The sequence below is a fragment of the Microvirga arsenatis genome, from assembly GCF_009910705.1.
GTDB lineage: Bacteria > Pseudomonadota > Alphaproteobacteria > Rhizobiales > Beijerinckiaceae > Microvirga > Microvirga arsenatis.
In genome coordinates this window covers 162,373-187,083 of record NZ_JAAAXJ010000007.1, presented here as the reverse complement: position 1 = coordinate 187,083, position 24,711 = coordinate 162,373, and the positions used below count along the sequence as shown (strand labels likewise).

The window sequence follows — 24,711 nt, the reverse complement described above, 5'->3', positions numbered from 1 at the left end:
GAAGCGTCAATCTTGAATCAACATATCAACATATGAGTGCCGCATCCCTCGATCTCGCCTCGGCCGAAGAAGCATCGTCCCGGCTCGGCATCAGCCGCGCCAGCCTCTATGCCTATGTGAGCCGGGGGCTGATCCGCTCCTTCTCCTCGCCGCACGATCCGCGCCAGCGGCTCTATGCCCTCGAGGACGTGGAGACCCTCGTCGAGCGCAAGGCGCGCTTCCGCCGCCCGGCGGCGGCGGCCGCCACCGCCCTCGACTGGGGCCTGCCGGTGCTGGAGACGAGCATCACCCAGATCCTCGACGGGCGGCTGCTCTACCGCGGCCATGACGCCCTCGCCCTGGCCCAGCGGGCGACCCTCGAGGAGGCTGCCTGCCTGCTGATCGGCGCCCTCGACGGGGAGGCTTTCCGCCGCCCCTCCCGGATCCCCGAGCCCCTCCCCGGCCCCGCCTTCGGCCCTCACGCCTTCACCGCCCAGGCCATCCGCCTCCTGTCGGAGCCGGCACCCCGGGAGGCCCGGGCGACGGAGGTGGCCGCGATCCTGCGTCTCGCGGCAGCCGCCGCCAGCGGCGCCGATCCGGGCACCGAGCCCCTCCACCGGCACCTGGCCCGCGCCTGGGGCGCTCCCGATGCGGCCGCCGAGGCGATCCGCCGGGCGCTCGTGCTCTGCGCGGATCATGAGCTCAGCTCCTCGGCCTTCGCGGTGAGGGTCACGGCCTCCACCGGCGCCTCCCTGCGCCATGCGGTGATCGCCGGCCTCGCCGCCCTGAGCGGCCCCTATCACGGGGGGATGACCGAGCGGGTCAGGGCCTTCCTGGAGGCTCCCGGATCCCTGCCCCGCCCGGGCTTCCGGCACCGCCTCTATCCGGCGGGAGACCCGCGGGCCGGAGCGCTCCTGGAGGGGGTGCCCCTCCTCGCCTCGGACAGCACCACCCTGCAGGCCGTGGCCGCCGCCTCCGGCGACAGGCCCAGCCTCGACGCGGCGCTCGTGATGATGGAGCGGGCCTATGGACTGCCGGTGGGCGCTGCCTATACGCTCTTCGCCATCGGACGCACGGCCGGGTGGCTCGCCCATGCCATCGAGCAGCGCAGCCAGGCGGCCCTCATCCGGCCGCGGGCGCGCTACGTTGCGGCCGCCCCTTCCTCCGACCCAGCCTCCTCATGAGCCGCAACCGATTCTATCCCGACCGCCCCGTCCTCGCCGCCTCGGTTGCCGTGATCCGCGACGGGCGCATCCTGCTTGCGGCGAGGGGCAAGCCGCCGAGCGAGGGGCTGTTCTCGCTGCCGGGCGGCATGGTGGAGGTGGGCGAGAGCCTAAGCGAGGCGGCCCTGCGGGAGCTGCGCGAGGAGGTGGGGGTCGAGGCCGAGATCATCGGCCTGATCGCCCCCGTCGAATTCATTGAAAGGGACGAGAAAGGCCATATAAAGCATCACGTCGTCATCGCCGCCCATGCCGCCCGCTGGGTTTCGGGCGAACCCCAGACAGGTCCGGAAGCAAAGGAAATCCGTTGGGTCACGGAACGGGACATCGCCGATCTGCCCATGACGGCAGGGCTCGACAGCATCCTGGAGCAGGCCTTCGGGATCGCCCGGCGGGATCCGGCCGCATGAGACGGGCGGGCCTTCTCCTCGTCCCGGTTCTGGCCCTGGCCTCCCCCCAGCCGGCCGCGGCCCAGGGCTTCTTCGAGCGCCTGTTCGGCCCTCCGCCGGGCCAGCAGCCGGGGGTTTCGCCGCAATACCGTCCGCCGCCGCAGTACCGCCCGCTGCCGCAGCCGCTCCCCCAGCCTCAGTACCGCCCGCCGCAGCCCGCACCCCAGACCCAGCCGCAGCGGCGGACCCAGCCGCCGCAATCGCAGCAGCGCCCGGCCGCGCCCCAGGCGCCGCAGCAGCAGGCGGAGCCCGCTCCCGTGGTCGAGCCGCCGCCCGCTCCCTACGAGAAGGAGCTGCTGCGGCTTGCCGAGATCATGGGATCGCTCGCCATGCTGCGCCCCCTCTGCAGCGCCCCCGACGGCTCCGAATGGAGCCGGCGCATGCAGGTCCTGCTCGAGGCGGAGGGCACCACGCCCGGCCGCCGGGAGCGGCTCGCCGGCGCCTACAACAAGGGCTACCAGGCCTATGCCCTCACCTACCGGGCCTGCACGCCCTCGGCGCAGGAGGCCTCCGTCCGCTTCCTCGCGGAAGGCGAGCAGCTCGCCCGCAACATCACCGGACGCTACGGCGGCTGATCGGGAGGCATGCCCCTCCGTCTGGAGGTGTTGCATCGGCGCCTCTTATCCACATTTTTCGGCCTCCCCCCTCTCGCGTTAACCTCCTTGCAAGGTGATGCTGGCGGCGGGTCGGCGCGATGTCTAAGAATGATTCAACCGAACTCGCGCGCCGCCCCTCAAAGGGGCCTGGATCATGAACGACAACGACGTGCCTCTCACCGAGCTGCCCGACCTCAGCGCCCTCAAGCAGGCGGCCCTGAGCTATGTGACCGAGGCCTTCGCCGAGGCCGAGCTCGACGGGCTCGACGCGGATTGCATGGCGCAGGCCGCCCTCTTCGCCGCCTTCACCGAACTCGTCGCCACCTATGGCGAGGAGGCCGTCGCGGAATACGCCGCCACCCTGCCGGACAAGATCCGCACGGGGGCGTTCTCCATGGCGATGTCGCTGAAGCATTGAGCTGACGCCGCCCTATGAGAAAGGACGCCGTCCTGCGAATCGCGCGGCCCACGGACCGACTGCACGAGGTCGTCCGCTTTTACCATGACGGGCTCGGCTTCGAGATCATTGCTGCCTTCGACGATCACGACGGCTTCGACGGCAGGATGCTGGGTCACCCGCACGCTCCCTGGCATCTGGAGTTCACGCAGCACAGAGACCATCGCGCCGGCCGCGCTCCGACGCAGGACAACCTGCTGGTTTTCTACCTGCCCGACCGTTCGGAATGGGAAGCAGCCGTGCAGCGCATGCGCGCCAACGGCTATTCGCCCGTTTCCTCCTTCAACCCCTACTGGGATCGGCAAGGCGTCACCTTCGAGGACCCGGACGGCTACCGGGTTGTTCTGCAGAATATGGCTTGGGTGAAGTAGCCTCTTCAAACAATATCTTTGAGGATTTCGAATAACGGCTTTTCAGCTCTCCATAGGACTGCTTTCCAGCCAGCAATCTTAGCCCCTTGAACATTCTCAACACTATCATCGATCAGAAGGATCTCGTCTGGCGAAAGACCAGTTCGCGATGCCGCAGTGCGGAAAAACTCCAACTCAGGTTTTTTGGCACCAATTTGAGCCGAATATTGAATGCTATCAAAATGAGCGGCTAAACCGAGTTCATCCCAAAGATATCTGGCCCTTAGGTGTTCCTGGTTAGTGGCAAGATGGAGCTGAAACCCAGAGGAACGGAGCTGTATGAGATCACGCAGTAATTTTTCGTCCAAGCATGCATCTGTTGCGAACCAGTAGCTGATCAACTGATCCGCAGTGAGATGAGGGGCGATCTTTTGCAGAACGGCTTGCAAGTGATCTCTCAACATGGCGCGGCCAGTTATGATCTCATTCCAATGCGAGTCGAAGAATTCCCGGCGAAGAGCTTCAGCAGATACTCCGAGATCTGCCTCAAGAGATGTCGACCAATGCCGCCCGTCCTCCAGTCTCCCATGGACGAGAACACCATCAACGTCCACCATGATGGCCTTGGTCAAAATGTTGCCTCTCTGCGCTTAAGCTGAAGTCAGCATCTACGGTTTCACCGTCTCCTCGAACCGCACCACCTCGCCCTGCGACGGCGTCTCGAGCGAACCGTCCCACATCACCACGTTCCCGCGCACGATCGTGCCGACAGGCCAGCCGGTGACCTTCTTGCCGTCATAGGGCGTCCACTGCGACTTCGAGGCGATCCAGTCATTCGTGATCGTCTCCATGCGCTTGAGATCGACCACGGTGAAATCCGCGTCGTAGCCCACGGCGATGCGGCCCTTGTTCGCGATGCCGAAGAGGCGCTTGGGGCCGGCGCTCGTCATGTCGACGAAGCGTTCGAGCGTGAGACGGCTCGCGTTCACGTGGTCGAGCATGATCGGCACGAGGGTCTGCACGCCGGTCATGCCGGAGGGCGTGTTGGGATAGCCCCTGTCCTTCTCCTCGCGCGTATGGGGCGCATGGTCCGAGCCAAGGATGTCGGCGATCCCCTCGTCGAGCCCCTGCCACAGGGCGGCGCGATGAAGCTCGTCGCGCACGGGCGGGTTCATCTGGATGTAGGTGCCGAGCCGCTCGTAATCCTCCGGACCCGCCAGCGTCAGGTGATGCGGGGTGACCTCCACCGAGACGAGATCCTTGTGGTCCTTGAGGAGCGCCATCTCCTCGGCGGTGGTGATGTGGAGCACGTGGATGCGCGCGCCGGTTTGCCGGGCGATGCGCACGAGGCGCTGCGTACAGGCGAGCGCCACCTCGGCCGATCGCCACACCGGATGCGAGCGCGGATCGCCCTCGACGCGAAGGCCTTTGCGCTCGCGCAGCATCGCCTCGTCCTCCGAGTGGAAGGCGGCGCGGCGGCGGGTGCGCCGCAGGATGTTGGCGATGCCCTCGTCGTCCTCGACCAGCAGCGACCCCGTGGACGAGCCCATGAACACCTTGATGCCGGCCGCGCCCGGCAGGCGCTCCAGCTCCGCCACGTCGGCGGCGTTCTCGTGCGTGCCCCCGACCCAGAAGGCGAAGTCGCAATGCATGCGGTGACGGCCGCGCCGCACCTTGTCGGCGAGCGCTTCCGCGCTGGTGGTCTGCGGGTCGGTGTTGGGCATCTCGAACACGGTCGTGACGCCGCCCATGACGGCGGCGCGGGAGCCCGATTCGAGATCCTCCTTGTGGTCGAGACCCGGCTCGCGGAAATGCACCTGCGTGTCGATGACGCCCGGCAGGATGTGCAGGCCCCGGCAGTCGATCTCCCGCCCGGCGGAGGCCCGGGACAGGTCCCCGATGGCGGCGATGCGCCCGCCTCGCACGCCGATGTCGCGCTCCACGCGCCCGTCGTGGTTCACGACGATGCCGCCTTTGAGGATCAGGTCGAAGGTCTGGGGCATGGCAATCTCATCCCTTGAGGCCGCTGCGGAAGGGGCATATGTCACGCTGGACGCAAAGAGCAACGGGAGCGGGGCACATGCCGTCTGTCCATCTGGCCGACCGGGGCGTGGTAAGGGTTTCGGGCGACGACGCCAAGACTTTTCTCGACAACCTCATCACCTGCGACCTCGACCGGATCACGCCGGAGGCCGCGCGGCTCGGCGCCCTTCTGACGCCCCAGGGCAAGATCCTGTTCGACTTCCTCGTGTTCCAGGCGCCGCAGGAGATCGGGGGCGCCTATTACCTGGACGTGCTCAAGGTCTTTGCGCCGGATCTGGCCAAGCGCCTCGGCTTCTACAGGCTGCGGGCGAAGGTGGCGATCGAGGATCTGTCAGACTCCCTTGCCGTCGTCGCCGGCTGGGACGCGCCGCGGCCGAGCGACGAGGCGGGCCTCGTGGCCGAGGACCCGCGCCTGCCGGCCCTCGGCTGGCGCGCCATCGTAGCGGCCGAGGATGCAGGGGAGTTCGCGAAGGACCCGGCCGAGGCCTACCATGCCCGCCGCATCGCGCTCGGCGTGCCGGAGGGCGGCCGCGACTTCCTGTTCGGCGACGCCTTCCCGCACGAGGCGCTGATGGACCAGCTTCAGGGGGTCGATTTCGACAAGGGCTGCTATGTGGGCCAGGAGGTGGTCTCGCGCATGCAGCACCGGGGCACCGCCCGCACCCGGATCGTTCCGGCCCGCTACGAAGGCGGCTTCGCGGCCGATCTCGGCGTCGAGGTGACGGCCGGCGGCAAGGTTCTGGGCAAGACGGGCACCGGCGCCAATGGCCGCGGGCTCCTGATGATCCGCCTCGACAGGGCGGAGGAAGCCCTGAAGGCGGGCGAGACGATCCGGGCCGGGGGCATCCCGGTCCGGCTCGAGAGGCCCGCCTGGATCCGCTTTCCCTTCCCGGGCGAGCCAAGCTCCGTTACGTAAAATAAAGCCAAGCTTCGACGGAACAACGCTCTCACGAAAACGTTACGCTTTGACGGCCTGACGACGGCGCCGCCTCAAAGAGCGCCTCCGTGGCCGCTGGGGAATTCTCGATGGGCGCAGTGCAAAGGACCGGGACGACGGCGCAGGAAGGGCGTTTTCAGCTTCTTGTCGATGCGGTCACCGACTATGCCATCTACATGCTCGACCCGACCGGCATCATCGCGAGCTGGAATGCCGGCGCTCAGCGCTTCAAGGGTTATTCGGAAAGCGAGATCCTCGGCGAACACTTCTCCCGCTTCTACACGGAGGAGGACCTCGCGACGAACCTGCCGCAGCGCGCCCTCGAGACGGCCGCCCGGGAGGGCAAGTTCGAGGCGGAGGGCTGGCGCAAGCGCAAGGACGGCACCCGCTTCTGGGCGCATGTGGTCATCGACCCGATCCGCGACTCCCGCGGCAACCTGCTCGGCTTCGCCAAGATCACCCGGGACCTGACGGAGCGCAAGAAGGCTCAGGAAGCCCTGCGCGAAAGCGAGGAGCGCTTCCGCCTGCTGGTCCAGGGCGTGACGGATTATGCGATCTACATGCTCGACCCGCAGGGCCGCGTGACCAACTGGAATTCCGGAGCGCAGCGGATCAAGGGCTATTCCGAGGAAGAGATCGTCGGAAAGCACTTCTCGCAGTTCTACACCGAGGAGGATCTGGCGACGAACCTGCCGAAGCGCGCCCTCGAGACGGCCGCCCGGGAGGGCAAGTTCGAGGCGGAGGGCTGGCGCAAGCGCAAGGACGGCACCCGCTTCTGGGCCAGCGTGGTGATCGACCCCATCCGCAACGAGATGGGAGAGCTCATCGGCTTCGCCAAGATCACCCGCGACATCACCGAGCGCCGGCAGGCCCAGGAGGCCCTGGCGCAGGCCCAGGCCGCCCTGTTCCAGTCCCAGAAGATGGAGGCGGTGGGCCAGCTCACGGGCGGCATCGCCCACGACTTCAACAACCTGCTGACGGTCATCGTCAACAATCTCGACCTCCTGACCCGCAACGCGAGAGATTCCCGCGACATGAGGCTGATCGAGAGCGCCCAGCGCGCCGCCGAGCGCGGCGCCAAGCTCACGCAGCAGCTGCTAGCCTTCTCGCGCCGCCAGCCGCTGCAGCCGGCGCTCCACGATCCGAACAAGCTCATCGAAGGCTTCGAGGCGATCCTGCGCCGGGCCTGCGGCGAGCTGATCCGGCTGCAGCTCGCGCTTGCTCCCGGCGTAAGGCCGATCTCCGTGGACGCGCCGCAATTCGAGGCGGCTCTCCTCAATCTGACGGTCAATGCCCGCGACGCCATGCCGGAGGGCGGAACGCTGCGGATCGCGACGGGCAACGTGACCCTGAGCGAGAAGGACGGCAACGCGGCCGGGCTGCAGCCGGGCCAGTACGTGTCGGTCACCGTGCAGGATTCGGGAATCGGCATGCCGCCCGAGGTGGTCAACCGCGTCTTCGAGCCCTTCTTCACCACGAAGGAGGTCGGCAAGGGCACGGGCCTCGGCCTCAGCCAGGTCTACGGCTTCGTCACGCAGTCGGGCGGGCACATCGCCATTGACAGCACCCCCGGCCAGGGTACCACGATAACCATGCTGCTGCCGGCCCAGGCGGGAGAGGGCGATGCCATGGAGAACGAGGACGCAACCGAACGACCGGCCCGCGACACCGCCGGCACCGTGCTCATCGTGGAGGACGAGCCCGCCGTCCTGGAGGTGGCCTGCGACATCTTCGAGAGCCTCGGCTACGACGTGCTGACGGCGACCGATGCCCATCAGGCGGTCTCGGTTCTGGAGCGCACGCCCTCCATCGACGTGCTGTTCAGCGACGTGGTGATGCCCAACGGCATGAACGGCGTGGAGCTCTCCCGCAAGGCCCGCGAGATGCGGCCCGACCTGAGGATCCTGCTCGCCTCTGGCTACCCCATGTCCGCCCTTCCGGCCGAGGGCTTCGGGGCGGGGATCTCCTTCATCAGCAAGCCCTACCGCTGGACGGAGCTGGCGGAGAAGCTGCGGGCGCTTCGTACCGGGGCGTGAACGGCCATCGCCCTGCGTGATGGGCGGCATCCGCATTTTTGATTGGTCCGCCCAACCGCTTGCCATTAGCATCCCGGCCCGACCAGACCGGGAATGCCATGTACCAGCCGCCGCACTTTCGCGAGGACAGCCTCGCGGTCCAGCACGCTCTCATGCGGGCCCATCCGCTCGGGCTTCTGGTGACGCTGGGCGGCAGCGGAATCGTGGCCAATCCCCTGCCCTTCGTGCTGGACGCCCAGGCATCGCCCAAGGGCACCCTCAAGGCCCATCTGTCGCGCGCCAACACCCAATGGCAGGATTTCGACCCGTCGCAGGAAGCCCTCGTGGTCTTCCAGGGGCCCGAGGCCTACATCACCCCGTCCTGGTACGCGGCCAAGCGTGAGCACGGCAAGGTGGTGCCGACCTGGAACTACGCCATCGTGCAGGCCTATGGCCGCATGCGCGTGATCGACGATCCGAGCTGGCTCCTGCAGCAGATCGCGGCCATGACCGATGTCCAGGAAGCCGCGCAACCCGAGCCATGGGCGGTGGACGATGCGCCGGCCCCCTTCGTCGCGGCGCAGCTCAAGGGCATCGTCGGCGTGGAGATCGAGATCACGCGGATCGAGGGCAAGTGGAAGGTGAGCCAGAACCGGTCCGAGGCCGACCGGCTCGGCGTGGCGGCGGGCCTGCGCCTCGCGCAGGACGAAACCTCCCGGCACATGGCCGACCTTGTGGATTCGCGGGGAGCGAGGTCCGGTGACTGACGTTCTCGAATGCCGCGTCGAGCCCTGCACGCTTCAGGCCGTCGAGGAATGGGTCGCCCTGCGGCACGCCCTCTGGCCGGAGGGCTCCGAACAGGAACACCGGGCCGAAGCGCAGGCCATGCTCTGGGAGCAGAAGGAGGCCATCGCGCTTCTCGTGCGCCTGCCCGACGGCACGGCGGCGGGTTTCGCCGAGGCGGCCCTGCGCCATGACTACGTGAACGGCTGCTCCACCTCGCCGGTGGCTTTTCTCGAAGGGATCTATGTGCGGCCCGAGCACCGCAGAAAAGGTCTCGCGCGCCTGCTGTGCAAGGCCGTCGAGGACTGGGCGAACCGCCTCGGCTGCCGCGAACTGGCCTCGGATGTCCTCATCCGCAACACCGCCTCGCAGAGCATGCACGAGGCCCTCGGCTTCGAGGAGACCGAGCGGGTCGTGTATTACCGCAAGCTCCTGTCATCGCCCTGAACACTCTGGCCCGCGAGCTGTGCTTTCACCCACCGACCTCATCCTGAGGAGCCTGCGCAGCAGGCGTCTCGAAGGAGCCTCCAGAGAGCACGGGATCCTCCTTCGAGACGCAGCCTGACGGCTGCTCCTCAGGATGAGGTCGGGGATTGATGAATCTGCTTCCTGACGTCAGGAGCCCGTCTTCCCGTTTCTCCGCAGGCCCGCTACACACGTTCCATGACCGACGGACTGATCCTGCACCCCGACAACAAGGCCCGCTGCTGGTGGCCCGGCACCGATCCCTTCTATGTGGAATACCACGACACCGAATGGGGCGTGCCGGAATTCGATGACCGCGCGCTGTTCGAGAAGCTCATTCTCGACGGCTTCCAGGCGGGCCTGTCCTGGATCACGATCCTGCGCAAGCGCGAGAACTTCCGCCGCGCCTTCGCGGGCTTCGATCCGGCGGTCATCGCCCGGTTCGATCAGGCGCAGGTGGAGACGCTGATGCTCGACCCCGGCATCGTGCGCAACCGCGCCAAGATCGAGGCGACGATCGCCGGCGCCCGCGCCTGGCTCGTCATCCAGGAGCGCGGCGGCTTCTCGCGCTTCCTGTGGGATTTCGTCGGCGGCCGGCCGGTTCAGCCGAACCTGAAGAGCCGCAGGGACGTGCCCACCGAGACCGAGATTTCGCGGAAGATCTCGAAGGTCCTGAAGGCGGAGGGCTTCAACTTCGTCGGCCCCACCATCGTCTATGCCTTCATGCAGGCGGTGGGCATGACCAACGATCACCTCACCGGCTGCTACCGCCACGCGGAATGCGCGGCGCTGGCGAAGGGCCTGTAGATGCCCAAGGAACCGCGCGTCTGGCAGCGGATGCTCTCCGGCCGCCGCCTCAACCTGCTCGACCCCTCGCCCCTCGACGTGGAGCTCGACGACATCGCCCACGGGCTCGCCCGCGTCGCCCGCTGGAACGGGCAGACCCTCGGCCCGCACATCTTCTCGGTCGCCCAGCACAGCCTGCTCGTGGAGGCGATCGCGAGCCACATCGATCCCGGCATGAACCGCGAGCGGCGCCTCGCCGTGCTGCTGCACGACGCACCGGAATACGTGATCGGCGACATCATCTCGCCCTTCAAGGCGGTGATCGGCGATGCCTACAAGGCCATCGAAGCGGGCCTGCTCGGGGCGATCCATCTCCATTTCGGCCTGCCCGCCCAGCCGGCCGCGGCCCTCAAGCGCTTCATCAAGCAGGCCGACCGGCAGGCGGCCTTCCTGGAGGCGACGCATCTCGCCGGCTTCTCCCGCGAGGAGGCGCTCAAGTATTTCGGGCGGCCCGAGCCCCTGCCCCGCACGGCGCTCGCCCTGCTGGAGCCCTGGCCGGTCTCGAAGGCCGAGGAGCGCTACCGGGACGCGGTGAATGCCGCTCTTTCGGCCTGAGGCCGCCATGCCGACCCTGCATGTCTGCCCCCTGTCCCGCCTGCACGAGACCGCCGCCGCGATCCGCCCCAGCCACCTGGTCAGCCTGATGGGCGCGGGCGCCCGGGTCGAGCGGCCCGCCGCCATCGCGGCGGAGCGCCATCTCGTCATCGGCGTCAGCGACATCGTGGAGCCTCTCGACGGGCATGTGCTGGCCGGTGCCGAGCACATGGAGCAGCTGCTCGCCTTCATCCGCGCCTGGGACCGCGAGGCTCCCCTCCTCTTCCATTGCTGGGCGGGAATCAGCCGCTCCACGGCCGCCGCCTATATCGCGGCCTGCGCCCTGGCCCCGGAGCGAAGCGAGGCCGAACTCGCCCAAGCCCTGCGCCGGGCCTCTCCCAGCGCCACCCCGAACGCCCGCTTCGTGTCCCTCGCCGACGGCCTCCTCGGCCGCCGGGGGCGGATGGTCGATGCGATCCGGAGCATCGGGCGCGGAGCCGAGGCTATGGAGGGCACGCCCTTCATGTTACAGCTTAACCGCCGCTAGCCGATTCCAGCCTGGACCGGCCGCGGCCCCGATGCATCTTCCGAGGCCGCCTCTTGGAAATTCCTCTGCTCGTTCTGCTGGCCCTCAGCATCCCCGTCTGCGCCATCGCAGGGCTGGTCCTCGGTCTTTCGGCACGCAACAGGCTCACCGCTCTGCAGCACCGCATCGGGGCTCTCGAAGGCGAGCTGCGGCAGCTCCGGACCGGGCCCGTTCCGACGGCCTCCGCGGCGGATCCCTTCGCGCAAGCCCCCGCGCCTGAAGCCCCGGTCGAGGAAGCACCTGCCGCCCCTCCGCCCGAGACGCCGGACAGCGAGGCTCCCCCCGCCGCCGGGACCGTCCCGTCCATCCCGCCGGCGATGCCGCCTTCACCGCCCCGGAATGCGGATCTCGAGGCGACGCTGGGCTCCCGCTGGGCCGTCTGGGTCGGCGGCGTGGCGCTGGCCCTCGGCGGGATCTTTCTCGTCCGCTATTCGATCGAGCAGAACCTGCTGAGCCCGGCCACGCGCATCGCCCTGGGCGGTTTGTTCGCCCTCGCCCTGACCGGGGCGGGCGAATGGCTGCGCCGCGGCGAGCGCAGCCTCGTCCTGCCCGGCATCCCGCACGCGAACGTGCCTGCGATCCTGACGGCGGCCGGGACCTGCAGCGCCTTTGCCTCGGCCTATGCGGCCTATGCCCTCTATGGACTGATCGGCCCTGCCGCGACCTTCGTGATCCTGGGCGCGATCGCGGCCCTGGCCCTGTTCGCCTCGACCCTGCACGGGCCGATCCTGGCTGCCCTCGGCCTGCTCGGCGCGATGGGAAGCCCGCTCCTCGTCTCCTCCGACAGGCCGCAGCCCTGGGCCCTGGTGATCTATCTCGCCTTCGTGGCGCTGCCCGCCTACGGGGTTGCGCGCCTGCGCCTCTGGCGCTGGCTCGCGCTGTCCGCCGCGGCCGGTGCGCTGGCCTGGACGCTGCCGGTCTTCCTCCTGGAGGCAACGGACGCCCTGCCGGCCATGGTCCATCTGGTCGTGCAGGGCGGCCTCGCCGCCTTCTTCCTCGTCGTCCTTCCCTATCGCTCCCTGGCGAACACGGATCTCGGGATCGACCATGCGGCCAGCATCGTCCTGCTGGCCTTCGCGCTGGCGGCGATCGCGATATCGGCTACGGTCGCGGCGGGAGACGGCCGTCCGGTCTTCGTCTCGGTCATGGCGCTGGTGCTTCTCGCCACGGGGTTCCGCTTCGCCGCCGCGGCCCCCGCCGTCGCCTGGGCGGGCCTCACCGTCTTCGGAGCCCTCCTGCTCTGGCCCATCGGGACCGAGCTCGGCACCGCGCCCGAGAGCCTGCTCTACCAGAGCGGCGATGTCTTCGCGGTGCGCCCGCATGCGGTGGAGGTTCATCTCGGGCTCGCCCTGCTCGCCCCCGCCGTCATCGCCGGCGCGTCCCTGGTCAGGCTGGCGCGCTCGCCCCATCTGCGCCTTTCCGTCGCGAGCTGGTACGCGGGAGCGGCCACGATCGGCCCGCTCCTCGCCCTCCTGGCCTCCTATTGGCGGGTGGCGGAGCTGGAGCGCAGCCTCTCCTTCGCCCTCGTTGCAGGCGGGCTCGCCCTGGCCTTCGTGGTTGCCTTCCAATGGCTCCTGCGCAACGGGCGCGAGGAGGGAACGGCCCTCAGCCTCGGCGCGGGCGCGACCGCCTCCGCAGCCCTGGCGGCCTTGGCGCTCGGGCTCGTCTTCGCCCTCGAGAAGGGCATGCTGACGGTGGCCTTCGCCCTCATGGCCCTCGGCACCGCCTGGGTCGCCGAGCGCATCGCCGTTCCGGCCCTGCGCCACGCCGTGGGGGCCATCGGCCTGATCGTCCTGGGGCGGCTCGTCTGGAATCCCACCATCGTGGACGGCAATCCCGGCCCGCTCCTGATCAACTGGCTGCTCTGGGGCTACGGCGTTCCGGCCGCAGCCTTCCTCGCCGCGAGCCGCCTGCTGGAGCGGACCGGCCGCGACCGGATCGCCCAGCTCACCGAGAGCCTCGGCATCGCCTTCGCGGCATTCCTGATCTTCTTCCAGATCCGCCATGCTCTCTATGCAGGCGATCCGCTGGCCCAGGATTTCAGCCTGATGGAGGCGGGCCTGGTTGCGACGGAAGCCCTGGTTTTCGCGGCCCTCCTGACCCGGCTCGATCTCGGGAAGGCCGATCCGGTCTACAGGTGGGGTTCGCTGATCTTCAAGGCGGTCTCGTTCGGCCTCTCCGCCATCGGGCTTCTGCTTGTCGAGAACCCGTTTTTCTCGGAGCGCGAGGTCTCCGGAGGGGTGTTCTTCAACAGCCTGATCCTGGCCTATCTCCTGCCAGGGATCCTGGCGGGGGTGCTGGCCCGGGTGGAGCAGCATGCCCGGCCCCGGGCCCATGCCCTGTCCTCGGCGATCCTGAGCCTCCTCCTCCTGAGCGCCTATATCGGCCTGGAAATCCGCCGGATCTTCATCGGACCTCAGCTGGCCGTCTGGAAGGGCTTCACCCAGGGCGAACAATGGAGCTATTCCGTCGCCCTTCTGGCGACCGGCATCCTGCTCCTCGCCCTGGGACTTCTCGGCAGCAACCGCTTCGCCCGCCTCGTTTCGGCGGGCTATCTGGTGCTGGCGGTGCTCAAGGTCTTCATCGTCGATCTGGCCAATCTGGAGGGCGTCATGCGCGCCGTGTCGTTTATCGGCCTCGGGCTTGTTCTCATCGGCATCGGTCTCGTCTATCAGAGACTCCTTGCTCACCGACCCAGCAATGCCGCAATCCCATCGTGACATTGCGCAACGACATTCATTCGACGGAAAGCCGCATGACCGACACCGCTTCCATCAAGTCCCTCCCCTTCGAGAAGGCCCTGGCCGAGCTCGAGGAGATCGTGCGGCGCCTCGAGCGCGGCGACGTGCCGCTGGAGGATTCGATCGCGATCTACGAGCGCGGCGAGGCCCTGAAGAAGCATTGCGAGCAGCTTCTCAAGAAGGCCGAGGCCCGCATCGAGAAGATCACCATCGGCCCCGACGGCGCAGCCTCCGGAACGACCCCGCTGGACGTGGCGGAATAGCCCTTGCGCCCGTTCGGCGGCTCCTAACCTGGTGCCGCCAAGAATGGGGATTCCGAACACGGGGCGGCTTGAGGCCCCCGGGCACCTGTGCCAACGTCACTGGGTTACAAGAGGGCGCACAATGACGGCTGCACAAGAAATCACCGCAACACAACCGTCCGAAGCCGATTCGGCATCCGGGTCCGACCGTCTCCTGGCCGCCTTCGTCGGCCCCAACCACGAGGTCTACCGCCGAGCCCTGGAAAAGATGCGGGCCAAGGATCCTGCTTTGCGAAAGCTGCCTTTGACGTGGTGCTGGCCCGCCTTCCTGATCACGCTCCCCTGGCTTCTCTATCGCAAGCTCTATGGCTGGGCTGCAGGCCTGATCGGAGCGGTCCTTGCTTTGTCCATCATCTTCCCATCGCTCTCGAGCACCGGCACCCTCGGTGCTTACGCCGGTCTCGCGATGATGGCGAAGCCCCTTTACGTGCAGTACGCCTTAAAGCGCATCGGAAAGTTGCGCAGCCGTGCCGCCAGCGAGGAAGAGCTAGAGGCCCTGGTTCAGAAGGCCGGGGGCGTTTCCGTGCCGGGGGCGGTGATCGGAACCTTATTGTTCATCGGCTTCAATGTACTCGCGTTCCTGGGCAGCCTCGCCGAGCGTGGCTGATGCCTGTGCCGGATGCTCTGCTGCGGTTGTCTGCTCTTCTCAGTGCCATCGCCCCTGCCATCTGGCTGGGCTTGCTGCTGGTCTATGCAGCCCGGAGACGCGTGACGGCGGAGGCTGTGAACATCGCCGTTGTAGGGGGCTCCCTGTCGGCCCTGACGGTCGCAATCTCCTTCCTTACGCTGTCTTCCGTTGCGGCAGGCAGTGATATCATCGGGATCAAGGGAGCTGTCGCCATCAGCTTCCTCAGCGCAGCCTTGCCTGAGGAGGCGGCCAAGCTCGCCGTTCTCCTAACTATTGTCTATCGACACGAAGACGTGCGGACACCTCTCGACCTCATCCTGACGGCTGGCTGGGTCGGCTTGGGATTTGCCGGGCTCGAAAATGTCTTCTACGTCCTGTCGGAGCTGGATGGAGATCGCCAGTGGCCGATCGTGGCCCTGGCACGGGCCGTTACAGCGGTCCCGAGCCATACGGTGATGGGACTGCTGATGGGCCTCCTGCTGGCGCGAGCCGCCGAGAAGGACACCCGGAAGGGGTGGTGGATCGCAGCCGCGTTTCTAGGCCCCTTCCTTCTCCATGGGATATACGACGTCTTCGTTCTCTCCCACCGCGATCAATCAAGCGGTTTGCAGGTTCTGCTGAAGCGGTGGGAGGTTGCGTTCGGCCTCGGCGTCGTCATAGCGACAGAGACTTGGCTCTTTGTTGCTCTCCTTCGCCAGGCTCGCGCACGATGGAGCGGTGACGCCGCTCCGTCCGCTCGATCCACGGGGGCCGGATGGACCAGGCTTTGGTTCGTGCTCGTCGTGTTTCCGACCGTTCTCGTCGCCCTCTGCATGACGGGTCTCGGCGGCTACGGGATCTGGACCCAGCACTCTCTGTCCAGCTTGATGGGGACCGGCATTGCTTGGCTCGGGATCGTTTTCGCCATGAGGATCCTGCGCCAACCCGCCGAAGGTGCAGTTTCGGGTTTGACCCCCTCGCCTCAAGTCCCTATTTCAAAGGATCTGGCCTCCGGCTGAAGCTTGGCGAGAACAACCTTGTCCACACCCCTCCTCGACACCATCAAGACCCCCGACGACCTGCGCCGGCTGCCCGAAAACCAGCTCAGGCAGGTGGCTGACGAGCTCCGCAGCGAGACCATCAGCGCCGTCTCGGTCACCGGCGGGCACCTGGGGGCGGGCCTGGGCGTGGTCGAGCTGACGGTGGCGCTGCACTACGTGTTCGACACCCCGCGCGACCGGCTGATCTGGGACGTGGGACATCAGGCCTATCCCCACAAGATCCTCACCGGCCGCCGGGACCGGATCCGCACCCTGCGCCAGGCGGGCGGCCTGTCGGGCTTCACCAAGCGCGCCGAGAGCGAGTACGACCCGTTCGGCGCGGCCCATTCCTCCACCTCCATCTCCGCCGGCCTCGGCATGGCCGTGGCGCGGGATCTGGAGGGTCGGCAGAACAACGTGATCGCGGTGATCGGCGACGGCGCCATGTCGGCGGGCATGGCCTACGAGGCCATGAACAACGCAGGCGCCATGCATTCGCGCCTGATCGTGATCCTCAACGACAACGACATGTCCATCGCGCCGCCCACCGGCGCCATGCGCTCCTATCTCGCCCGCCTCGTCTCGGGCGGCGCCTATCGCGGCCTGCGCGAGACGGCCAAGCAGCTGGCGAAGAAGCTGCCCAAGTTCTTCTACGAGAAGGCCCAGCGGGCCGAGGAATTCGCCCGCGGCTTCTGGACCGGCGGCACCCTCTTCGAGGAGCTCGGCTTCTACTATGTGGGGCCCATCGACGGGCACAACCTCGACCACCTCCTGCCGATCCTCAAGAACGTGCGCGATTCCGAGACCGGCCCGATCCTCGTCCATGTGGTGACGAAGAAAGGCAAGGGCTATGCGCCGGCCGAGGCCGCCGCCGACAAGTATCACGGCGTCGTCACCTTCGACGTGGTGACCGGCGCGCAGACCAAGGCGAAGGCGAACGCGCCTTCCTACACCAAGGTCTTCGGCGAGAGTCTGGTGAAGGAAGCGGCGAAGGACGACAAGATCGTCGCCATCACCGCCGCCATGCCCACGGGCACCGGCATCGACATCTTCGAGAAGGCCTTTCCCGATCGGACCTTCGATGTCGGCATCGCCGAGCAGCATGCGGTGACATTCGCCGCCGGCATGGCGACGGAGGGCTACAAGCCATTCTGCGCGATCTATTCCACCTTCCTGCAGCGCGCCTACGATCAGGTGGTGCACGACGTGGCGATCCAGAACCTGCCCGTGCGCTTCGCCCTCGACCGCGCCGGCCTCGTGGGCGCGGACGGCCCCACCCATGCGGGCTCCTTCGACATCGCCTATCTCGGCTGCATCCCGAACATGGTCGTGATGGCGGCCGCCGACGAGGCGGAACTCGTGCACATGGTAGCCACCGCCGCAGCCTATGACGACGGACCCGTCGCCTTCCGCTACCCGCGCGGCGAAGGCGTGGGCGTCGACATGCCCGAGCAGGGCGTACCGCTCGCCATCGGCAAGGGCCGCATCGTGAAGGAAGGCAGCCGCATCGCCATCCTGTCCCTGGGCACGCGCCTTGCCGAGGCGCTCAAGGCGGCGGAGGAGCTGGAGGCCCGCGGCCTCTCCACCACCGTGGCCGATGCCCGCTTCGCCAAGCCTCTCGACGAGGAGATGATCCTGAGGCTCGCCCGCGACCACGAGGTGCTCATCACCGTGGAGGAAGGCTCCGTCGGCGGCTTCGGCTCCTACGTCCTGCAGCTTCTCGCCGACAAGGGCGCGCTCGACCGGGGCGCCCTGAAGGTGCGCTCGATGGTGCTGCCCGACACCTATCTCGACCAGGACAAGCCGGAACGCATGTATGCCAAAGCCGGGCTCGACGCCCCAGGCATCGTCACCAAGGTGTTCGAGGCGCTGGGACACGAAGAGACCCGCAAGGCGCGAGCATAGGCTCCCGAGGCTTCCATGACCCGCAAACGCGCCGATGTGGCGCTCGTCGAGCGCGGCTTCTTCGCAAGCCGCGCCCGGGCGCAGGAAGCGATCGCGGCCGGTCTCGTCACGGTGAACGGTGCCGTCATTCGCAAGGCCTCCGACACGGTGCCGGAGGAGGCGACGATCACGGCCGAGCAGCCGCACCCTTACGTCTCCCGCGGCGGCGTGAAGCTCGCGGCGGCGCTCGATGCCTTCGCGATCGACCCGAAGGGCAAGGCCTGCCTCGACATCGGCGCCTCGACAGGCGGCTTCACGGAGGTTCTGCTCCAGCGCGGCGCAGATCATGTCTATACGGTGGATGTGGGCCATGGCCAGCTGCATCCCTCGATCCTCGGCAATGCCCGCGTGACCAATCTCGAAGGCACGGATGCGCGCGCCCTCACCGATGCGCTGATCCCTCACAAGGCCGATCTGCTCGTCTCCGACGTGAGCTTCATCTCGCTCAAGCTCGTGCTGCCGCCGGCCGTGGCCTTCCTGAAGCCCCGGGCCGAGCTCGCGGTTCTCGTGAAGCCGCAATTCGAGGCCGGGCGCGACCATGTGAAGAAGGGCATCGTGCGGGACGAGGCGGTGCATCGCGCCGTGTGCGAGGATCTTCAAGCCTTCGTTGCCTCGCTCGGCTTTGACGTCATCGGCCTCGTCCCCTCGCCCATCGAAGGCGGGGACGGCAATCGTGAGTTCTTATTGGGAGCCCGCCGTGGCTGAACAGGTCGTCATCAGGCGTCTCGGCGCGAAAGCCGACGGCATCGCGGAGGGCGCCTCCGGCGCGGTCTTCGTGCCGAAGGTGCTGCCGGGCGAAACGGTCACCGTCGAGCCGGATGGGACGCACGGGCGCCTCGTGAGCGTGGATGCGGCTTCCCCTGAACGCGAGACGCCGTTCTGCCCCTATTTCGATGCCTGCGGCGGCTGCGCGACGCAGCACATGAAGCACGGCTTCTACCAGACCTGGAAGCAGGACATTCTCGCGCATACCCTGCGCCAAGCGCGCATCGAAGCGCCCGTCGAGCCGCTGGTCGACGCCCATGGCGAGGGGCGGCGGCGCGTGACGCTCCATGTGCGCTTTCCGGATCGTGCCATGCATGTGGGCTACATGGCGCCGCGCAGCCACCAGATCGTCGAGATCGCCTTCTGCCCCATCGCGGTACCGGGCCTGAGGGAGGAGGCGCCCGCCATCGCGCGCGCCATCGGCGAGCATATGAAGGCCGCCCGCAAGCCGCTCGACATCCAGATCACGCAGACCGAGACCGGCTTCGACGTGGATGTGCGCGGGCATGGCCCGGTGAAGGATGCGGATCGCCTCGGCCTCATCGATCTCGCCGCAAGGCTCGATCTCTCGCGCCTGTCGCTGCATGGCGACGTGGTCGTGGAGCGCCGCCCGCCCGCGATCGCGATGGGCCGCACCGCAGTGGTTCCGCCGGCCGGCTCGTTCCTGCAGGCGACGCGGCTCGGCGAAGAGGTGCTTGCGGGCCTGGTCGTGGAGGCCTGCGCCAGGGCCAAGCGCGTGGCCGATCTCTTTGCCGGGTCGGGGCCGTTTTCCTTAAGGCTCGCGGAAAAGTCAGAAGTTCACGCGGTCGAGTTCGACAAGGGCTCCATGACAGCCCTCGACAAGGCCTTTCGCGCGACGCCGGGCCTGCGGCGCATCACGACGGAGGCGCGCGACCTCTTCCGCCGCCCGCTTCTCGCGCCAGAGCTCAACGCCTTCGATGCCGTCGTGCTCGATCCGCCGCGCGCCGGGGCGGAGGCGCAGGTGAAGCAGATCGCCGCCTCGAAGGTTCCGCTCGTGGTGAGCGTCTCCTGCGATCCCGCCACCTTCGCCCGCGACGCAGCCATCCTCATCAGCAGCGGCTACCGGCTGGAGCGCCTCGTTCCGGTCGACCAGTTCAAGCACTCGCCGCACCTGGAGGTGGTCGGCATCCTGCGCAAGGACGTGGCGAAGAAGAGGCGATGAAACGAATAGCGTCATCCCGGACGGAGCGCAGCCGATCCAAGATTGCTGAGCGAGCGTAGCGGGGGTATTCCCTCCCCCCTTGTGGGGGAGGGCTAGGGAGGGGGTACGGCGCCAGCGGAATGATCGATGCACCCGCTCGACCCGTTTGCACCCCCCTCTCCAACTCTCCCCCACAAGGGGGGAGAGGGCGGGTTGCGTCTCACGCGTCGGACGATCCCGGATCGGCTTCGCCGTCCGGGATGACTGCGCTTGAAAATCTAAAACAGGCTTCCCTGCTCGTCCTCGTCGCTGGAGAGCGGCTTCTTCGCCTTCGGCTTCCGCTCCTTGACCGGCGCAGGCTCAGGCTCGGCGAGAGGCTTCATCAGGTCTGGATCGTCGTTCTCGACCTTGTTCACGCGGCTCGAGACCGGGACCATGTCGAGCCACTCGTCGGGGCAGGGGCGCACGAGGCGCATCACGTCGGCGCGCTCGTCGCGCACGTCGAGCCAGGAACCGATGTCGTCGGGAGAGAGAATCACCGGCATGCGGTCGTGCACGGCCGAGAGCGTGCCGTTGGCGTCCGTCGTCACAATGGCGGCGGTGTCGATCTCGGCCCCGTCAGGGCTGCTGTAGGTTTCCCACAGGCCTGCAAGCGGCATGGGCTTGCGGTCGCGCGGGCGGATCAGGAACGGGGTCTTCTCGCGCCCGTCCCGCCGCCACTCGTAGAAGCCGTCGGCGAGAAAGATGCAGCGCCGGCGCTTCAGCGCCGCCTTGAAGGTGGGCTTCGTCTGCAGGGTCTCGCCCCGCGCGTTGATGACGAGGGGAAAATCCTTCGGGTCCTTTACCCAGGAGGGCAGGAAGCCCCAGCGCACCAGCATGAAGCGCCGCTCGCCCCGGTCCTCCAGCACGACGGGCACGGGCTGGGTCGGCGCCACGTTGTAGCGGGGAGGAAAGTTGGGCTGTTCGGAATAGCCGTAGAACTCCCGGTAGGTCTCGGGAGGAAGCGTGATCGCATAGCGTCCGCACATGGAGCTCTCCTAAAGCCACCTCTTCCAGCGGAAGAAGAGATAGGGCAGCACGGCGGCGAGGATGATGAGGGTGAGCGCCCACGGATAGCCGAGCTGCCATCTCAGTTCCGGCATGAACTCGAAGTTCATGCCATAGACGGACGAGACGAGGGTCGGCGGCAGGAAGATCACCGACATGACCGAGAAGATCTTGATGATGTCGTTCTGCTCGATGCTGACGAGGCCCAGCGTCGCATCGAGCAGGAACTGGATCTTGTTGGACAGGAACGTGGCGTGCTCCTCGATGGACTGCACGTCACGGAGCGCCGTTCGCCATTCCGACTGGTAGCCGGCCGTCTTCTGCGGGCGCGGCACGCTGGCCGACAGGAAGAGCAGCATGCGCTCCACCGATGCCATGCTTTGGCGCACGTTGGAGATGATGTCGCCCTTGCGCCCGATGGACTTGAGCGCGGCGCGGTAGGACGCAGCGCGCCGGGCGCCCTGCCGGTCGTTCTCGAAGATCGTCTGCGACAGACGGTCGATGCGCGATCCGATGGTTCCGAGGATTTCTGCGGCGCGGTCGATGATGGTCTCGATGAGGCCGTCGAGCACGGCCTCCGGCCGGTGCCGGCAGCCGCCGGGCTTGACCGCGCGGGCCATGAACATGCTGAAGGAGCGCGGCTCGCCGTAGCGCACGGTCACGAGCGCCCGCTCGGTGAGGATGAACGAGACATCGATGAGCCTGGGCGCATCGGTCTCGGAACTGCAAAGGACGCGCGCCGTCATGTAGCGCGCATTGTTCTCATGGTAGAGGATCTCGGAGGGCTCGATATCCGCCATCTCTTCCCGCGTCGGGATCTCGATGTCGAGATGGGCTTCGACGAGCCGGTCCTCCTCGCGGGTCGGCTCGATCAGGTCGATCCAGAGAGCATCGTCGGGAATGGGCTCTCCCGGCGACAGGACGAAGCGATCCAGGGACTCCCCCGCCGGCCCGCTCGTCCGTGCTGGCTTGTGAATCACAATCATACGCGTCCTCGCCCCTCAGCAATAAGCCTTCCCATCATAGGAGTCCCTTGTCATCCCCGGCTGGAGCGTAGCGAAGGGGAAGGGGATCCACAATCGCGCTCGGCGCTATGGATCCCCATCCCTCGCCTCCGGCTCGCCGGGGATGACAATGAAGCCTTACGCTTATCGCAAGGATGACAGGGGCGGCGTGTCGTCGGGCACGAAGAAATCCGGCGCGAGGGGTTTTGTGGGGTCGACCCGGTACTTCTCGAAATCCCTGACGCCCTCCCCGTGCAGGAACACGTCGTCGATGAGGAACTGGCCGGTGAAGCTCCTCGACGGCTTCCGGAAGATCGCATAGGCCGCATCGGCCAGGATCTCCGGCGTGCGGCTGGCCTGGACGAGGGCATCGCCGCCGAGAAGGTTCTTCACCGCAGCGGTCGCAATGGTGGTGCGCGGCCAGAGGGCGTTGACGGCAATGCCCCGCCCCCGCAATTCGCCCGCAAGCCCCAGCACGCACAGGCTCATGCCGTATTTTGCGATGCTGTAGGCCAGATGCGGAGCGAACCACTTCTCGCTCATGTCCAGCGGCGGCGAGAGCATGAGGATGTGCGGGTTCTCGGCCTTCTCCAGATGCGGGATCGCGTATTTCGAGACCATGTAGGTTCCGCGGGTGTTGATCTGGTGCATCAGGTCAAAGCGCTTCATCTCGGTCTGCGGCGTCGGCGTGAGGCTGATGGCGCTCGCGTTGTTGACCACGATGTCGAGGCTGCCGAAGGTCTCGACCGCTTTCCCGATCGCGCCCTTCACCGCCTCCTCGTCGCGCACGTCGACGACCAGCGGCAGCGCCTTGCCGCCCGCCGCCTCGATCTCCTCCGCGGCCGTGTAGATCGTGCCGGGCAGCTTCGCATGGGGCTCCGCGGTCTTGGCCGCGATGACCACGTTCGCGCCGTCCTTCGCCGCGCGCAGTCCGATGGCAAGGCCGATGCCGCGGGAGGCGCCGGTGATGAAGAGGGTCTTGTTCTTGAGGCTCATGATCTCAACTCGCGAGGGCCAGGGTTGCGTCCTGCAGGAAGCCTGCACCGTTCATCACCGTGTCTTCCAGCCCTTTCGCGCCCACCGCAATGTTCTCGGCGAAGAACCGGCAGAGCGCGATCCGGCCGGCATGGCCCGGGTCGCCGTCGCCTGCAGCCGCCTGCGCGTTCGCTGCAAGCGCCATCTCGGCAAGGGCGGCCCCGCCCTGCGCTAGCGCGAAGAGCCTCAAGTAAGGCGTCGCGCCCGCGAGCGCCTCGCCCTGCGCATTGGAGGAGACCGCCTGCAGCATGTAGCTCGTGGCGCGGTCGAGGCTTTCGATGGCATCGCGCAGGCGCGGCGCGGTGGCGCCGAAGGCGGGCTTTCCCTCTTTCAGCAGGCGCGCGACCGTGGCGCGCATGGCCGCGATCTGCGCCCGCACGGTCTCGCCGCCGGAGAGCGGCAGCTTGCGCACCACGAGGTCGATGGCCTGGATGCCGTTGGTGCCTTCGTAGATCGGCGCGATGCGCGCATCGCGGAAGTGCTGCGCCGCGCCCGTCTCCTCGATGAAGCCCATGCCGCCATGGATCTGCACGCCGAGGGAGGCCACCTCCACGCCGATATCGGTGGAGAAGGCCTTGGCCACGGGCGTGAGCAGGGAGGCGCGCTCATGCGCCTTCTTGCGGCGCGCGGGATCCTGTTCCAGATGCGCGCGGTCGATGGCCTCCGCGGTCATGTAGCAGATGGCGCGCGCCGCGGCGGTGAGCGCCTTCATGGTGAGCAGGTTGCGCTGCACGTCCGGATGCACCGCGATCGGGCTCATGCCCTCCGCGGCGCCGATGGCGCGGCCCTGCCTGCGCTCGTTGGCGTAGCCGAGGGCCTGCTGATAGGCGCGATCCGCGATCGCCACGCCCTGCAGGCCGACCGCGAGGCGGGCGTTGTTCATCATCGTGAACATGCAGTTGAGCCCGCGGTTCTCCTCGCCGACGAGCCAGCCGACGGCACCGCCGTTGTCGCCGAAGATCATGGTGCAGGTGGGCGAGGCATGGATGCCGAGCTTGTGCTCGATGGAATGGCAGCGCACGTCGTTGCGCGTGCCGTCGGGGAGGAATTTCGGCACGAGGAAGAGCGAGATGCCGCGGGTGCCGGCGGGCGCGTCGGGCAGGCGCGCGAGCACGAGGTGGACGATGTTGTCGGTGAGATCGTGCTCGCCGTAGGTGATGAAGATCTTTTGGCCCGTGATCCTGTAGGTGCCGTCGCCGGCGGGCTCGGCGCGGGAGCGCAGGGCTGCGAGGTCGGAGCCCGCCTGCGGCTCCGTGAGATTCATGGTGGCGGTCCACTCGCCCGAGACGAGCTTTTCGAGATAGCGGCTCTTGAGGTCCTCCGAGCCATGCCGGACCAGCGCCTCGATGGCGCCCATGGTGAGCACCGGCCCGATGCCGAAGGCCATGGAGGCGGCGTTCCACATCTCGACGCAGGCCGAATTCAGCAGCGTCGGCAGCCCCTGCCCGCCGTACTCCACCGGGCCGGGCAGCGCGTTCCATCCCGCCTCGGTCCAGGCCCTGTAGGCCTCCTTCCAGCCGGGTGCCGTGGTCACGGCGCCATCCTTCAGGGTCACGCCGTGCCGGTCGCCCTCGCGGTTCAGGGGTGCGATCACGTCGTTGGCGAAGCGGCCCGCCTCCTCCAGGACGGTCTGGGCGAGATCCGCCGAGAGGTCGCCATAGATCCCGTCGGCCACCGCCCGGTCGAAACCTGCCGCGTGTCGCATGGTGAAGACGATGTCCGGCACGGGCGCGCGGTAGGTCATGGCGATTCCTCTTGAGGCCTATGGGCTTTTGATGTTGACGCGGATCGGGGCGCCGTTAAA

At 67.6% G+C, this 24,711-nt stretch carries 25 protein-coding genes; 19 read left to right on the top strand and 6 right to left on the bottom strand.

The window, feature by feature from the left end:
• The first annotated feature begins 32 nt into the window (after positions 1–32).
• The 5 genes from GR303_RS14930 to GR303_RS14910 all read left to right on the top strand — a co-directional run bounded on the left by GR303_RS14930 (position 33) and on the right by GR303_RS14910 (position 3,072).
• Positions 33–1,163 carry a citrate synthase family protein gene (locus tag GR303_RS14930; RefSeq protein WP_161723041.1) on the top strand — a complete coding sequence of 377 codons (1,131 nt, stop codon included), beginning with the start codon at positions 33–35 and terminating at the stop codon, positions 1,161–1,163.
• The gene (locus GR303_RS14925) at positions 1,160–1,609 is read left to right on the top strand and encodes an NUDIX hydrolase (RefSeq protein WP_161723040.1); all 450 of its coding nucleotides are present in this window, start codon (positions 1,160–1,162) and stop codon (positions 1,607–1,609) included. Before GR303_RS14930 ends, GR303_RS14925 begins: the two co-directional genes overlap by 4 nt.
• A complete protein-coding gene (locus tag GR303_RS14920) occupies positions 1,606–2,223 on the top strand; it encodes a TIGR02301 family protein (protein WP_161723039.1) in 618 nt (205 codons plus the stop codon). The genes GR303_RS14925 and GR303_RS14920 overlap by 4 nt, the downstream gene beginning before the upstream one ends.
• Positions 2,224–2,398: 175 nt before the next feature.
• Positions 2,399–2,662: a hypothetical protein gene (locus GR303_RS14915; RefSeq protein WP_161723038.1), complete on the top strand. Its 264-nt coding sequence runs from the start codon at positions 2,399–2,401 to the stop codon at positions 2,660–2,662.
• Between the two features lie 14 nt (positions 2,663–2,676).
• Positions 2,677–3,072: a VOC family protein gene (locus GR303_RS14910; protein WP_161723037.1), complete on the top strand. Its 396-nt coding sequence runs from the start codon at positions 2,677–2,679 to the stop codon at positions 3,070–3,072.
• A gap of 5 nt (positions 3,073–3,077) precedes the next feature.
• Here GR303_RS14910 and GR303_RS14905 read toward each other — a convergent pair whose 3' ends face one another.
• Positions 3,078–3,668 (bottom strand): HAD-IA family hydrolase, encoded by a 591-nt coding sequence (locus tag GR303_RS14905; protein ID WP_161723111.1) that lies wholly within the window; start codon positions 3,666–3,668, stop codon positions 3,078–3,080.
• A gap of 51 nt (positions 3,669–3,719) precedes the next feature.
• A complete protein-coding gene (locus GR303_RS14900; RefSeq protein WP_161723036.1) occupies positions 3,720–5,054 on the bottom strand; it encodes a dihydroorotase in 1,335 nt (444 codons plus the stop codon).
• Positions 5,055–5,131: 77 nt separating this feature from the next.
• Between GR303_RS14900 and ygfZ the strand changes: the two genes are divergently transcribed.
• The 14 genes from ygfZ (at position 5,132) to GR303_RS14830 (ending at position 19,842) form a co-directional block, all read left to right on the top strand.
• Positions 5,132–6,010, top strand: coding sequence for a CAF17-like 4Fe-4S cluster assembly/insertion protein YgfZ (gene ygfZ, locus GR303_RS14895; RefSeq protein WP_161723035.1), 879 nt, complete (start codon positions 5,132–5,134; stop codon positions 6,008–6,010).
• A 110-nt stretch (positions 6,011–6,120) separates the two neighbouring features.
• On the top strand, positions 6,121–8,067 hold the full coding sequence (locus GR303_RS14890; protein ID WP_161723034.1) for a hybrid sensor histidine kinase/response regulator: 1,947 nt from the start codon (positions 6,121–6,123) through the stop codon (positions 8,065–8,067).
• Between the two features lie 98 nt (positions 8,068–8,165).
• Positions 8,166–8,813: an FMN-binding negative transcriptional regulator gene (locus GR303_RS14885; protein ID WP_161723033.1), complete on the top strand. Its 648-nt coding sequence runs from the start codon at positions 8,166–8,168 to the stop codon at positions 8,811–8,813.
• Complete coding sequence (gene aac(6'), locus GR303_RS14880; protein ID WP_161723032.1) at positions 8,806–9,276, top strand: aminoglycoside 6'-N-acetyltransferase; 471 nt, start codon at positions 8,806–8,808, stop codon at positions 9,274–9,276. Before GR303_RS14885 ends, aac(6') begins: the two co-directional genes overlap by 8 nt.
• A 216-nt stretch (positions 9,277–9,492) precedes the next feature.
• Positions 9,493–10,101, top strand: a complete 609-nt coding sequence (locus tag GR303_RS14875) for a DNA-3-methyladenine glycosylase I (RefSeq protein WP_161723031.1) — start codon at positions 9,493–9,495, stop codon at positions 10,099–10,101.
• Entirely contained in the window at positions 10,102–10,695 is a 594-nt protein-coding gene (locus tag GR303_RS14870) for an HD domain-containing protein (RefSeq protein ID WP_161723030.1), read from the top strand.
• 7 nt (positions 10,696–10,702) lie between these two features.
• Positions 10,703–11,221 carry a tyrosine phosphatase family protein gene (locus GR303_RS14865; RefSeq protein ID WP_161723029.1) on the top strand — a complete coding sequence of 173 codons (519 nt, stop codon included), beginning with the start codon at positions 10,703–10,705 and terminating at the stop codon, positions 11,219–11,221.
• A gap of 53 nt (positions 11,222–11,274) precedes the next feature.
• Positions 11,275–13,980, top strand: a complete 2,706-nt coding sequence (locus GR303_RS14860) for a DUF2339 domain-containing protein (RefSeq protein WP_161723028.1) — start codon at positions 11,275–11,277, stop codon at positions 13,978–13,980.
• A gap of 35 nt (positions 13,981–14,015) precedes the next feature.
• Entirely contained in the window at positions 14,016–14,264 is a 249-nt protein-coding gene (locus tag GR303_RS14855) for an exodeoxyribonuclease VII small subunit (RefSeq protein WP_161723027.1), read from the top strand.
• A gap of 43 nt (positions 14,265–14,307) precedes the next feature.
• Positions 14,308–14,910, top strand: a complete 603-nt coding sequence (locus GR303_RS14850) for a DUF2628 domain-containing protein (RefSeq protein ID WP_161723026.1) — start codon at positions 14,308–14,310, stop codon at positions 14,908–14,910.
• Entirely contained in the window at positions 14,910–15,929 is a 1,020-nt protein-coding gene (locus GR303_RS14845) for a PrsW family glutamic-type intramembrane protease (protein ID WP_161723025.1), read from the top strand. The genes GR303_RS14850 and GR303_RS14845 overlap by 1 nt, the downstream gene beginning before the upstream one ends.
• An 18-nt stretch (positions 15,930–15,947) precedes the next feature.
• Entirely contained in the window at positions 15,948–17,855 is a 1,908-nt protein-coding gene (gene dxs / locus GR303_RS14840; RefSeq protein ID WP_161723024.1) for a 1-deoxy-D-xylulose-5-phosphate synthase, read from the top strand.
• A gap of 15 nt (positions 17,856–17,870) precedes the next feature.
• Complete coding sequence (locus GR303_RS14835; RefSeq protein WP_161723023.1) at positions 17,871–18,599, top strand: TlyA family RNA methyltransferase; 729 nt, start codon at positions 17,871–17,873, stop codon at positions 18,597–18,599.
• Positions 18,592–19,842: a class I SAM-dependent RNA methyltransferase gene (locus GR303_RS14830; protein WP_161723022.1), complete on the top strand. Its 1,251-nt coding sequence runs from the start codon at positions 18,592–18,594 to the stop codon at positions 19,840–19,842. The genes GR303_RS14835 and GR303_RS14830 overlap by 8 nt, the downstream gene beginning before the upstream one ends.
• A 257-nt stretch (positions 19,843–20,099) precedes the next feature.
• Here the strand turns inward: GR303_RS14830 and GR303_RS14825 are convergent, their stop codons facing one another.
• From GR303_RS14825 to GR303_RS14810, 4 genes are all read right to left on the bottom strand, one after another.
• Positions 20,100–20,849, bottom strand: a complete 750-nt coding sequence (locus tag GR303_RS14825) for an SOS response-associated peptidase (RefSeq protein ID WP_161723021.1) — start codon at positions 20,847–20,849, stop codon at positions 20,100–20,102.
• Positions 20,850–20,858: 9 nt separating this feature from the next.
• Entirely contained in the window at positions 20,859–21,854 is a 996-nt protein-coding gene (locus GR303_RS14820; protein ID WP_161723020.1) for a magnesium transporter CorA family protein, read from the bottom strand.
• A gap of 162 nt (positions 21,855–22,016) precedes the next feature.
• Entirely contained in the window at positions 22,017–22,868 is an 852-nt protein-coding gene (locus tag GR303_RS14815) for an SDR family oxidoreductase (protein WP_161723019.1), read from the bottom strand.
• A gap of 4 nt (positions 22,869–22,872) precedes the next feature.
• Positions 22,873–24,651, bottom strand: a complete 1,779-nt coding sequence (locus tag GR303_RS14810; protein WP_161723018.1) for an acyl-CoA dehydrogenase — start codon at positions 24,649–24,651, stop codon at positions 22,873–22,875.
• Positions 24,652–24,711: the final 60 nt, after the last annotated feature.